The sequence below is a fragment of the Paenibacillus aceris genome, assembly GCF_017874035.1.
Classification (GTDB): Bacteria; Bacillota; Bacilli; order Paenibacillales; family NBRC-103111; genus Paenibacillus_E; species Paenibacillus_E aceris.
Genome location: NZ_JAGGKV010000014.1, coordinates 58,494 through 71,625 on the forward strand (window position 1 = coordinate 58,494; position 13,132 = coordinate 71,625).

The window sequence follows — 13,132 nt, forward strand, 5'->3', positions numbered from 1 at the left end:
TGTCCCGCAGCTTTCCAAACAAATGACTTCACCTCCGTCCATCTTCTCCTGCTTAGCTATGAGTTCTCCGATATTCCGACGGTGTGCAGCCGAAATGCGCTTTAAACACGCCAATAAAATAACTCAGTGTATTAAACCCGACATCCAGCGAAATTTCCGTAATTTTCTTATCGGTGTCCTTCAATAGGAAAGCCGCTCGCTGCGCCCGTACTTGGTTTAAGTACTCCAGCGGGCTTTTTCCCGTAAAATTTTTAAAATATCGGCAGAAATAAGACTCGCTGAAAGAAACAAGCGAAGCTAGATCCTCCAAGCGGATGGGCCCGCTATAGTTCAATTGAATATATTCAATAATCAACTTTAGCCGGTCAATGTGCGTAGGGCTGACGGCAGGCGGAAGCTCGCGAAAGGTAGGTCCTCCCAGCATGATGAGCTTTGAAATCATCAATTGGAGCAGCCCTTTTGTATATAGTTCGTATAAAGGCTTTTCATTTAGGTTTAAATCAAATACTTGCAGCAGCAGTTCAAGCAGCTCCTTCTCCACTGCGGTATGGCGCGAGATAAGTGCAGGAATGACATATTTTTGCTGGATCAGGGGTGTTATATATTTCTCGCGAACAAGATCAAACCGCCCGCCTCCCACAATATCCGGATGAAACACCACGGCAGTGAAGCAGCATTCTTCGTCTGAGGCGATGTAACCGGAATGAAGCTGGCCGGCATTCACGAATATCGCGTCCCCGGCTTCCAATTCATAATCATCCATCGAAACGCGGAATACCGCCTTTCCTTTCGTGAGCATGAGCAGCTCCAATTCATCATGCCAATGGAGCTCTAGCAGCTCTTCCCCTGGCTGACAACAGATTTCATACACGCGAATCGGATAAAGCGGATCACCGTGAATGCGGTCCTCTTTTAAATGAGCTTGCTGCATAGCGTTAGTTCCTCCTTTTCAAAATTAGCTGTCGTGTCAAAATACTGATATATTTCAGCAATATAACGAAAGGAAACCGTTTTATAAATCAATATACTTATATTAAAATACAACGGAGGGCTGATGGCAATGAAATTTTCTAACGGTTATTGGATGGCGAAGGAAGGATATACGGTTCTGAATCCTATCGATGTCCGCGATGTGGAGCAAAAAGGCAGCAGTCTCACGGTTTATACGGCCGCCCGGAGGATACAGCGAAAAGGCGATACTTTAAATGGCGCCATGCTAACTTGTGAGTTCAGCACGCCTATGCCGGATGTCATCCGTGTACGCTGGACTCATCATGCAGGCAAGCGTTCGAACGGGCCCGCTTTTGAATTATTTGATAATCCGCAGACACCAGTTTCTATCGCTGAGAGCAGCGATCATGTGACGATGAAATCCGGCCATTTAAGCGTAAAAATAAATAAAAAGGATACTTGGGGAACCGAGTTCTTCTTCGAGGATAAACGACTGACCGGCTCCAACAGCAAAGGCGCAGGTCACATTACGACTGATAACAAAGAGGTCTACTTTCGTGAACAGCTGGAACTTGGTGTAGGCGAGCACATTTACGGGCTTGGAGAACGCTTTACCCCTTTCGTGAAAAATGGGCAAACGGTAGACATTTGGAATGAAGACGGCGGTACCAGCAGTGAGCAAGCCTACAAAAATGTTCCCTTTTACTTATCAAGTAAGGGCTACGGCGTGTTCGTCAATCATTCTGAACATGTCTCATTCGAGGTCGGCTCTGAGGTCGTCTCCAAGGTCCAATTCAGCGTACCCGGCGAAAGTGTTGAGTATTTCATTGTCGGCGGCCATACCCTGAAGGATGTTCTGAATAATTACACGAAGTTGACCGGAAAGCCCGCTCTGCCGCCGGCTTGGTCGTTCGGCTTGTGGTTAACAACCTCATTCACAACGGATTATGACGAAGCAACCGTGAACAGTTTCATTGACGGTATGATCGAACGCGACCTTCCGCTTCATGTCTTCCATTTCGACTGCTTCTGGATGAAGGAGTATCAATGGACCAACTTTGAATGGGATGCCGATATGTTCCCTGATCCGGTCGGCATGCTGAAACGTTTAAAAGACAAAGGTCTCAAAATCTGTGTATGGATCAACTCCTACATTGGCCAGAAGTCGCCACTCTTTCAAGAGGGCATGGAGAACGGCTACCTAGTCAAAACCTTGGAGGATGACGTCTGGCAGTGGGATCTGTGGCAAGCGGGGATGGGGCTTGTGGATTTCACGAATCCGGAGGCAACCGAGTGGTACAAAGGCCACTTAAGAAGGCTGATCGATATGGGTGTGGACTGCTTCAAAACCGACTTTGGCGAACGCATCCCAACCGATGTCAAATACTACGATGGTTCTGATCCGTATAAAATGCACAACTACTATACGTTCCTGTATAACAAGGCTGTGTTTGAAGTATTAGAAGAAAAACTCGGCAAAAATGAGGCCATGTTGTTTGCCCGCTCGGCCACCGCAGGTGGACAGCAATTTCCGGTTCACTGGGGCGGCGACTGCTCGGCCAATTATGACTCCATGGCGGAGTCGCTGCGCGGAGGCCTTTCGCTCGGTTTGTCCGGCTTTGGCTTCTGGAGCCACGACATCAGCGGCTTTGAACGGACGGCGCCGCCTGACATTTATAAGCGCTGGGTCGCCTTTGGCCTGCTGTCCTCTCACAGTCGCCTGCATGGCAACGAATCCTATCGAGTTCCATGGCTGTTTGACGAGGAAGCAGTCGATGTGCTCCGGCATTTTACAAAACTCAAAAGCACGCTAATGCCCTATCTGTTCGAAAGTGCTATCCAATCCACAGAGTTAGGGATTCCGATGATGCGCGCGATGGTCCTCGATTTCCCAGGGGACCCGTCTACGCATTACTTGGATACGCAGTACATGTTGGGCGACAATTTGCTCGTAGCTCCGATCTTTAATGATCGCGGACATGCGATGTACTATGTGCCGGAAGGACGCTGGACCGACTTCTTTGGCGGACAAGTCATTGAAGGCGGGAAATGGCAGGAAGAAACCCATGGATATATGACGCTGCCATTGCTTGTTAAGCCGAATTCGCTGCTCGCCATCGGAGCGAACGATCAGAAGCCCGATTACGACTATGCGGATGGCGTATCGCTTCATTTATTTGAACTGCAGGAAGGCGCCAGCGCTTCGACGTCGCTGTATAGCTTGCAAGGTGAGCTGCAAGTAACGGTGAAAGCTATTCGCCGGAATGAAGAAGTTCGCTTCTTCATTCAAGGTGCAACGAAGCCGTATACCCTCGTTCTAAGAGGCATTCATGAAGTCACGGCCGTAGAAGGCGCAGCTTGGAATGATTCTCCAAGCGGTATCGTGCTAACGCCTGAACCTGGCGAGTCGCGCTTAGCGGTAAGGCTGTAGAATAAGGCAGACCCAGGAGTAGGATCTCTACTCTTGGGTCTGTTTTCAAGTGCCAGAGGAAACTACGGGGGCTTATTTGCTCCAAGATGCCTTCAATTGGGCATACATTGGCGAAATAGCGGTCCCTAGTTCCTTACGATCCGCCAGATGGCTAGTTTCGGGAAATTAGCGGACCATAGGTCCTACCAGCAAACAGAAAGACCTAGCGGATATCCGCTAGGTCTTTTTCGCTACTTCTACCCATAACCGCGGAGCATGACCGCAGCTTATTTCTTTTGACTCTGGGCATATGATTCTTGATACTCTTGAATCATTTTATTGCCGCCCGCCGTCTTCCACTTCTCAATTTCAGCCTTCCAGCCCGCCTCATCGATCTTGCCCATGATGAATTTGGTCTCAGCGTCAGTAATCATCTGCTCCAACTCCTTGCCGCGTTCCGAGAACGTATCTGAGTTAAGCGTCAAGGCCGGATTCGGCACGATAAACTGTTCATTGGACTGGCCGATCTGCTGGCTTCTGCGGAACAGGTCCGGCTGCTTCATCGCCTTAGCAACATTGTAGCTCTCTCCACGTTGAGGCAGCGTATCCCGGTATGGCTTCACTTCTTTCAAATCCGCGTCGCGGTCAAGCGGCTCTGTAAATTCGCCCTTATCCGCATAGTGCTTGCCTTCCACACCCTTAACGATTAAGTTCGCCATTTGCGGATCAAGCAGCTTGTCAACAAAGGAGAGTACCTTCTTGAACTCGGCTTCTGTTTTCACGGAAGACTTAGGAATCGCCAGGAAGCCGGCATTGCCGCTTTCCCCGGGAACCCGGCGGCCATTCGCACCTTCCACTGCAGCAGCCTCGATCACCGCGCTCGGAACGACCTTCACGATTTTATCCTGCCAGCTTTGCGCATTTCCGCCGGAAATTCGTATGCCCGCACGGCCAGACTCATAAGCTTTATCCACTTCTGTCGTATCGACGACAGGGAAATCCTGATTGATCAGTTTTTCATCATATAATCGTTTAAATAATTTCATCGTTTCAAAGAAAGGCTCGGTCACAAACTCGGGTGTAAACACGCCTTTTTCTACCTTCCATTTCGTCGGCCCGCCTTGGGAAACCGAAATACGAGTCAAGGTGGAGCTGACATCCTGGTTATATTTTTTCTCCAGCATCATGCCGTACGTGTCATTTTTCCCGTTTTTATCCGGATCATTGAGCGTAAGCGCTTTAATAACGTTATACCAATCGTCCAATGTTTTGGGGGACTGGAGGTGCAGCGCATCGAGCCAATCCTTACGGTAGTGAATGACAGCGCGCCCTAGATCACGGTAGAGCGGAACGCCATAAATTTTACCATCGACGGCGATATTATCGTAAAACAGCTTGTTCTGCGCCTGCAGGTTTTTATAATCTTTCAGATAAGGCCCGATCTCCCAGAATAGGTCGGACTTCAAGGAACTGATCATGCTTGGATTATTGTAATTCAGCTTAATCAGCTTAGGGAGCTCGCCGGAGGCAATCATAACATTGACTTTCTCATCGTAGGCGGAAGCCGGTATCCACTGGATTTGTAAATTTGTATTCGTATAGGCTTTGATCGCTTTCTCGATGTCATTGTCTTTTGCCGGGACTTCGCCTACTTGATTCACGACTAAAGTGAGTGGAAATGGCGTCTTATCCTCCGATACCGCCGTGCTTTGTGCCCCATTCTTCCCTGTATCCGTACTGGAATCGGCTCCGCACCCAGACAGCACCGTCGATAACATGAATACCGTACCCATCATCATAGCCACTTGATTTCTTTTCATCGAGCTTTCCCCTTTCGTTATCCCTTATTATACTCTATTTTCAAACTCCGCCTACCTCCTCTGGGAAACAAGCAGAGCATAAATAGCTTGATCACCTACCCTTTTACAGAGCCAAGCAATACGCCTTTCGTAAAATGCTTCTGCAAAAACGGATACACCAGCAGAATCGGAAGCGTCGCAAACACGATTACGGCCATCCGAATGGTCAGCGGTTGAATATTGGCCTCATCAAACCCTGAATCGCCGATCCGGCTTTGCGCCAACATAATGATTTCTCGCAATAAGACTTGAATCGGCCATTTGCCATTATCATTGATGTAGAGAATCGCGTTAAAAAATTGGTTCCAATGCGTAACGGAATAAAAGAGTGCGAACGTCGCCATCGCCGGCATCGAAAGCGGCAGTACAATACGGAAGAGCACGCCCATATCGTTACAGCCGTCGATCTTGGCTGAATCCTCTAACCCGTCGGGAATTTGCTGAAAGAAGTTTTTGAGCACAATTAAATTAAAGGCGCTGATGGCGCTTGGAATCATCAAAGACCATAACGTATTCGTAAGATGCAATCCTTTGACGACGAAATAAGTAGGGATCATGCCTCCGCTGAACAGCATCGTGAACAGCACGCCAAGAAGGATCGTTTGACGCCCTCTAAGCTTGGATTTTGCCAATGGATACGCCATTAAAGCGGTAAAAATAAGATTGATAATCGTACCGACTACGGTAATATAGATCGAAACTCCGAGGCTGCGGAGCAAGGTGTCCGTGGAAAAAATGTACCTGTATGCAGACAGAGACCACTCTTTTGGGAACAAAATCATACCACCCTTGGCGACCTCAGACGGGCTTGTGAAGGATACAGCCAAGACGTAAACAAACGGCAATACACAGACTAAAGCAATAATTAGCAGCAGGCTGTAATTTACAAGATTGAAAATGCGATTTCCAAGCGTTTTATCATAATGTTGCATGTCGTGCACCCTTCCTCTCAAGCGGCGTCAATAAACGCCCTCTTGACCGAATTTTTTGGCCATCCAATTTGAGCCCAATACGAGTATGAGTCCGACCAGTGATTTAAACAGACCTACTGCCGCACTGTAGCTGTATTGACCTTGACTTAACCCCTTCATATACACATAGGTGTCGAACACTTCACCGACTTCACGGTTCGTTGGCGTCAGCATCAGGAAAATATGCTCAAAACCGGCGTCCAGAAAGTTACCAAGCCTTAAAATAAGCAGAATAACGATCGTGCTGGAAATCGCCGGCAGCGTGATGTGCCATAATTGACGCCAGCGTCCTGCACCATCCATCCTTGCGGCTTCGTAGAGCTGCATGTCAACGCCAGATAGTGCTGCCAAGAAAATAATGGTGCCCCATCCGACCTCTTTCCAAATGGACTGGGAGACGATCATCGTTCTGAACCATTCCGGCTCCATCAGGAAGGCGATTTTATGCCCTGTAAGCTGGAATAAGAGTTCATTCAATATCCCGTTTTCCGTCGTAAGCAGCATGTAGAATATTCCTACTACAACGACCCATGAAACAAAATGGGGAATATACACCAACGTCTGTACGAACCTCTTGAAGCGTTCTTTTCGGACCTCGTTCAGCATCAAGGCCAATACGATAGGTAAGGGGAAGAAAAAGATCAAATTGTAAATCGCTAATACAACCGTATTCCGAAACAGCAACCAAAACTGAGGTTCGCTAAAGAATCGTTGAAAATGCTTCAGCCCTACCCATGGACTATGCGCATACCCGAGATGCGGCTTGTAGTCTTGAAAAGCCATAACGATTCCGTACATAGGCACATACTTGAATATTAAAAAGTAGGCAACTCCCGGCAACAACATATAATAGAGCCATTTATCTCTGATTACATCTCTAACCCATTCACTTCTGCGAAGCTTTTGCCCATGGGTTACGGGCGCAGCTGGTTCTAGCGCAGTCTCCTTCATGTTCTCTTCTCCTTCCAACTTGAACCGATATGCCTTGATTATTGACCATGGCTACATAGATAGAAATACCTAGCAGACAACTTATTCATTCCGCCCATGAATAGCCCAGGTCTCATCGCCATAAAATACTGCAATACCTCCTGCATAACCCGGCGTATGCAACAGAAAACTAAAAAAGCTATTTCCTAAAGTGATCATCATCACTCATGGAAACAGCTTTTTTTATTTATTGCTATCAAACAACTCGCGGTAGCTGCCGGGTGTCATGCCGAACGTTTTGCGGAAGTTGCGAATGAAGGCGCTGATATTTTTATACTGCAGCTTTTCGCCGATTTCAGAAATTTTCAATGTGGTCGTTTCGAGCATCACTTTGGCCATATTCATCCGATAATCCGATAAGTAATCGCTAAAAGGGATGCCCATTTCTCTTTTGAAAACACGGCTTAAATATACGGGATGGAAGTTCAGCGCTGCTGCACAGGACTCCAATGTAATATCTTGATCGTACTGATCATGAATGATCCGAACCAACCGGTCGGCGATGTTCAAATACTGTGAATCTGCCTTCTCCGATAAAATCACGATAATAGGCGCAAACAATCTCGTTTGAAACCAAATCGCAATGTCATCTCTCGTTTGGAGTTTGAGCAAGCGTTCCACAGCGGAATCGCCGTCCAACACCTTTTTCACCGAAATGCCCTGATCCTGTACGACTGTCAAAATCCGGGACATCAGCTGCAAGAGAAGAATATGATGTTCGTGGAGAAAGCCGTCTTTATTCAGCAGCGTAGATAAATAGGTTTGGAACACTTCCATCGCTTTATCGAGCTGTACATCCTTTAGCGCTTGCAGCAGCTGGTCTTCCATAAGCTTCAAATGCGAGTAAACAGCTGATTCCGCTCGTTCGCTGCTTTCAATGTCTTCAAAATGAACGATAATATCAGGACCTAGACTTATTCGGCATTTCAAAGCCACGAGGCTTTCACCGTATGCTTTCACGGTTTCAGACAGCTTGTGGTACGGTTTGCTGATGCCGACACTGACCTGCAGCTGGAGGTATTTCCCCACCGTTGACTTAATAAGCTCTGCTGTTTGGTAAAATTTCAGCTTCAGTTCCTCGGGGTCTGTCGTATCCAGCGACAGTAAGGTAACCTGCGATTCGCCCAGCAGGATTGGGCTGAACCGGGTGTGAACAGGCAGCAGCTCGCCAACAATGTTGTTAATGGCGAACAGCAGCAGCTCGCGATCCTGCTCTTGGTAGCGTGTTTCTTGCAGTTGATCGACTTGCAAGGTCAGAACGCCGAGGGAGCTCCATTCCGTCGGGAAACCATACATTTGCGAGCGATGCGTGAAATCCTCGTCAGAAATTTGCCCTGTAAACAGCTTCAGCACGAAAAACTCCTTCAAATGCACCGACTGGCCCTGCATTTGCTTCTCCAAACGTCCGCGCGATACCGCTAGCGACTGAAATTTCTCTTGAATATAAGCCAACTCGTCTCGCCGTGCTGTGTGGTTATTCGCCGTCGGCTCCACTTCATACGAGCTTGTTACCTCGAGCAAATTACGTATAGGGGAATACATGCGTTTACTTCCGTAAAATGCAAAAGCCAGAACGATAAGCAGGATTAACGCACAGGCTGCTGCCGTGAGCAAGCCGATTTTTTTGCTCGCCTGCGTCATTTCAGAGATGGAGACAACCGAAACGAAGGTCCAAGCGTTATACCCTGAGGATAGATAGCTGACCCCCACCTGCTCTTCTCCGACTTTTGCTTTGAAAAAACCGCGTTTATCCGTGTCGCCGCTAATTTTATTCGTAATAATTGTGTTAATCTCACGGAAAGCCGCTTGATCCTCAGGCGTGGATAAAAAGGCGTTCCCCTTCTGATCGAGCACATAATTCGTCCCCAATTGGTTGTTTGAGGCAAGTCCACCGCGTATTTCATCGGTAGAGACTTGCACGACCAGCATCCCTTTAGGGGAGTTGGTTTTGGGGACAATGGGAATCTTGTAGATGAGACTGAGCGTATTGGCTGGCCCCGTTTCTTGGCCGTCACCCTGCGCATCTCCACCAGTTGATTGAACTTGATTCAACAAATGTGTATTCCAAAACAAGCTCTCTGGCTGTTTGGCATACAGCATCAATTCATTTTTATTTTCCAGACGATCAACCTGCTTCAGTTTATCTAAAGTAACCGCCCAGCCTTTCTCCAAGTTCACGAGATAAGCTTCGCTGATCACCGCTTTGGCCTGCAGATTATACAGCCCCGTCATCACTTCTCGTACCCGGATAAAATCATCACCCGTCAGAGATTCGTTCATCACTTCTTTGACAAGTGCGGAATTTATAAATTGCAAGGAGGTTACTTCAAGCGATTTAACTGTCTGTTCCACGCGCAATTGTTTTTGCAGCAGCAATTGCATATTAGCCTCGTTGACTTTCGCTTCAACATCCTGAGTTGCTATGTAATACGAAGCAATGCCGATAAAAACGGTAGGAAGCGCACCCAGGATCAGACTGAACCCCAGCAGCCGAAGCAAATATTTGTGCAAGATCCACACAACCTTCCGATTGGAAATATTACTAGTATTACATATTCATACAGAGCCATCAAGCAATGAACCTCTTATGATATCGCTTACAATATCAGAATGTGCAGCTTCAAACTATGCAGTTCAGATAACTTTTGGTCTTCACGACGAAAAAACCCTTACGGAATAAGGGTTTTTTCGTCGTTTGATAGCCGATTAAATGCGATGAAGTTGTTTAGAGCGCATAGGTTATCTGCTGCATATTCATACAGCCATTCCTTCTTTTTCATCATAACGGATGTTATCGGAGTCCGCCCCCGTGACAATGAGCATGCTTTCGCCTGTCGCCGAGCCGGGATTGCCGAGCTTCTTAAGCTCCACATCCTTGCATTGATGCAGCTTGATCACAGGGCCCTCGTTTGTTTGCAAATGCAGCCTTTCCAGCACCAATTTATTCGCATAATGCACGATGACACCCCGATGGGAAACCGCCTGAAAGTTACGAATTCGGACATTCTCCAGCGGCATTTCGGGAAGTCCGTTCACAACAAGCGCAGTTTGCGCACCAGTGCAGGTAACATCCTCAATGGCAATATCGCGAAAAACCGGCGTGCCCTCCGAAACGGGAAACGCTTCTTCTTGAGCGCTGCCCGAGCCTTCCACACCTGCATAAAACAGATGGAAAGAGATTGCTTCCCCTACGATATTCGTCATCCGTATACGCCTGATGTCGATCTCTTCGACCAGACCTCCGCGTCCGCGAGCGCTTTTAAACCGCAGACCGATATCTGTTCCAATGAATGTGCAGTCAGAGACGCGTACGCGTCGAACCCCGCCAGACATTTCGCTGCCGATGACGAAGCCCCCATGACCGTGATAAACGATGCAATTCCGAATGGTTATATACTCGCAAGGGATGCCTAACGCACGCCCTGCTTCATCCTTGCCTGACTTCATACAGATCGCGTCGTCGCCTACGTCAAACCTGCAGTTTTCAATCATGGCGTACCGGCAGGAATCCAAATCCAGTCCATCCCCGTTTTGAGCAAACCATGGATTTCTCACTGTTGTATTACGGATGGTGACATGTTCCGAAGCCCATGGATGCAGGCACCAAGCGGCAGAGTTTTGGAAGGTAGGACCGTCCAGCAAAATATGCTTGCATCTGCGGAAGCTTAACAAATTCGGCCTTAAATACTCGCGATATGCCTCATAGGCTGCCGGATTGTGATTGCCTGCCTGAATAAGCTTCTCCGTCATCTCTCTTCCGTTCATAGCCGCGACCGACGGCCACCAGAACTCGCCTTCGGCATCTGTGACCCCGCCGGACTGCAGCAAGCTGGCCCATTGCTTCGCTGTCATCTTCCAGCGTTTGACCGGCCGCCACGCTTCTCCATTTCCATCAAATATACCTTCGCCTGTTATGGCTATGTGTTCCAAACCTTCAGCGTCTAAAGGCGATTGACAGCGGACAGAAGGAATGCCTTCAAAGCTGGATAGAACAAGCGGGTATTCGTCAAACGCCTTCGTGAACAAGACCACAGCCCCTGCCTCTGTATGAAGCTCTAAGCGGCTGGCAAGCTTGAGCGGCCCCGTTAACCATAAGCCGGCCGGGATCACCACTCTACCGCCGCCGGCTTCGGAGCATGCCCGAATGGCACTCTGGAAAGATTGTGTATTGTCCGTTCTTCCGTCACCGACAGCGCCAAAATCCGTTATCCGGAACAGGCGGTCAGGTATTTCCGGAAGCAGCACCTCCGGCATGGTCCATCCGCTTTGTGCTACACTTAGCTCTTCATGTGATCTTGTCATACGGATAACCCTTCCTTCTCATCGCTGAATCGGAACCAATCGATATCCACGAAGCCCTGGCTTACCCAAGCGTCTGCCTGTTTGTCTTGCAAACAGAAAAGCCCCAGCTTGGCGCCGACCCATCCGCCAGGCACCGCTGCAAACTCATTCCCAATACGGTGGTATGCCACGCCATCCAAGCTATAATAAAAGCTGAACACTGCTTCTTCTACGGCAATTGTTCGCAAATAAATAGTTCGTGCTAATTCAGCTACAGGCACACGCGCGGTTACTTGTTCGCTTGATGTCTCCTTGCTGCCATTTCCTTCAACGAAGACGATCTCAAGCCCCTCCTCCGCCCACTTTAGTGCGATATAACGATACTCATGTCCGAAAACCGTCAAGCCGGCCAGTTCTTCCTGTGAATCGGCGCCGAAGCCAGAGCCGTAGCTGGGAGTAAAAGTTAGCTTCGCCGTTGCTGTAAATTCTGGAGCAGGGAGCTTTTGGCAAATGATGTTCATAGCATCGTACAAGGTTGATGCACCAGCGGGAAGCGGCTGCGCGTATAACCGCAGATGTCCAGGGTTCGCGGTCAGCGAGTACCACTGCGGACGATGGTTAGCCTGCCATTGCCACTGCAAACCCAAAGCCGGCTGATCGAACTCGTCGCTTGTTTCAGGTACCGAGAATGGCCATGAGCGTCCTACATCAGGCTTCTTATGTACAAGAACAGGCTCGCCGACCCCGTCTCCATTCGTATCCAGCCCGATAAGAGGCCAATCATGCTCCCAGCTCATGGGCTGAAGATGAGCAATACGGCCGTATGCTTCGCGGTCCTGAAAATGAAGAAACCAACATTCACCGGATTCCAGCTCCACATAGCCCCCTTGATGCGGGCCGTTAATAGGCGAATCGCCCTGATGAAGGACTATTTTATCTTCATACGGTCCCATAATCTCCTCAGCCCGAAGCACAGTCTGCCAGCCTACGGCAACTCCTCCGGCAGGAGCAAAGACATAGTAATAGCCTCCACGCTTATACAGCTTCGGTCCTTCGATCGTCGGATGATGGTCTGTCCCATCGAAAATAATCCTGCCTTCATCAAGCAGCGATGTGCCGTCTGGCGACATCCGGCATATTTGCAGCTTGCTCTTGATGCCGCAGCGGCTTTTGGCGAAAGCATGCACCAAATAGGCCTGCCCGTCTTCATCCCAGAACGGACAGGGATCAATCCATCCTTTCACTTCCTTCACCATATGAAGAGATGTCCAAGGACCAGCCGGGTGTTCAGCGGTTGTCATATAAATGCCTTCATCCGGGGCGCTGAAATAAATCCAGTACTTCCCGTCATGATATCGAAGCGCAGGCGCCCAAACACCGTCGCCATGCCGCACTCGGTCATCATAGCCGCCCGGGAGTTGGTCCATCGCATGTCCGATCAACGTCCAATTCACCAAATCCTTGGAATGGAGAATCGGCAATCCAGGCGTGCTTGCGAAGCTGGACGCCGTCATGTAGAAGTCCTCGCCTACCCGGATGACATCAGGATCGGAATAATCGGCGCATAGAATCGGATTGCGATACGTGCCGTCCCCCAGATCAGCGTACCATACCGGTCTTACTTTGCTTTCACTAACGCTCATTTATGATCTCCTCCTTGTATGCACTCA

The 13,132-nt window shown here is 48.8% G+C and carries 8 protein-coding genes; 1 reads left to right on the forward strand and 7 read right to left on the reverse strand.

The features are described from left to right. Nucleotides 1–52: 52 nt before the first annotated feature. On the reverse strand, nucleotides 53–931 hold the full coding sequence (locus J2Z65_RS22810) for a helix-turn-helix domain-containing protein (protein ID WP_167052540.1): 879 nt from the start codon (nucleotides 929–931) through the stop codon (nucleotides 53–55). A gap of 129 nt (nucleotides 932–1,060) precedes the next feature. On the opposite strand from J2Z65_RS22810, the gene yicI reads away from it, so the two are divergent. Further along, complete coding sequence (yicI, locus tag J2Z65_RS22815; RefSeq protein ID WP_167052600.1) at nucleotides 1,061–3,382, forward strand: alpha-xylosidase; 2,322 nt, start codon at nucleotides 1,061–1,063, stop codon at nucleotides 3,380–3,382. Between the two features lie 266 nt (nucleotides 3,383–3,648). On the opposite strand, the gene J2Z65_RS22820 is transcribed toward yicI, so the two are convergent. From J2Z65_RS22820 to J2Z65_RS22845, 6 genes are all read right to left on the reverse strand, one after another. Further along, nucleotides 3,649–5,181, reverse strand: a complete 1,533-nt coding sequence (locus J2Z65_RS22820) for an extracellular solute-binding protein (protein WP_167052539.1) — start codon at nucleotides 5,179–5,181, stop codon at nucleotides 3,649–3,651. A 95-nt stretch (nucleotides 5,182–5,276) separates the two neighbouring features. After that, complete coding sequence (locus J2Z65_RS22825; RefSeq protein ID WP_167052538.1) at nucleotides 5,277–6,152, reverse strand: carbohydrate ABC transporter permease; 876 nt, start codon at nucleotides 6,150–6,152, stop codon at nucleotides 5,277–5,279. 27 nt (nucleotides 6,153–6,179) lie between these two features. Next, nucleotides 6,180–7,142, reverse strand: coding sequence for an ABC transporter permease (locus tag J2Z65_RS22830; protein ID WP_167052537.1), 963 nt, complete (start codon nucleotides 7,140–7,142; stop codon nucleotides 6,180–6,182). 222 nt (nucleotides 7,143–7,364) lie between these two features. Next, a complete protein-coding gene (locus J2Z65_RS22835) occupies nucleotides 7,365–9,692 on the reverse strand; it encodes a helix-turn-helix domain-containing protein (RefSeq protein WP_167052536.1) in 2,328 nt (775 codons plus the stop codon). 243 nt (nucleotides 9,693–9,935) lie between these two features. After that, complete coding sequence (locus tag J2Z65_RS22840; protein ID WP_167052535.1) at nucleotides 9,936–11,483, reverse strand: glycoside hydrolase family 28 protein; 1,548 nt, start codon at nucleotides 11,481–11,483, stop codon at nucleotides 9,936–9,938. Further along, entirely contained in the window at nucleotides 11,480–13,105 is a 1,626-nt protein-coding gene (locus J2Z65_RS22845) for a glycoside hydrolase family 43 protein (RefSeq protein ID WP_167052534.1), read from the reverse strand. The genes J2Z65_RS22840 and J2Z65_RS22845 overlap by 4 nt, the downstream gene beginning before the upstream one ends. Nucleotides 13,106–13,132: the final 27 nt, after the last annotated feature.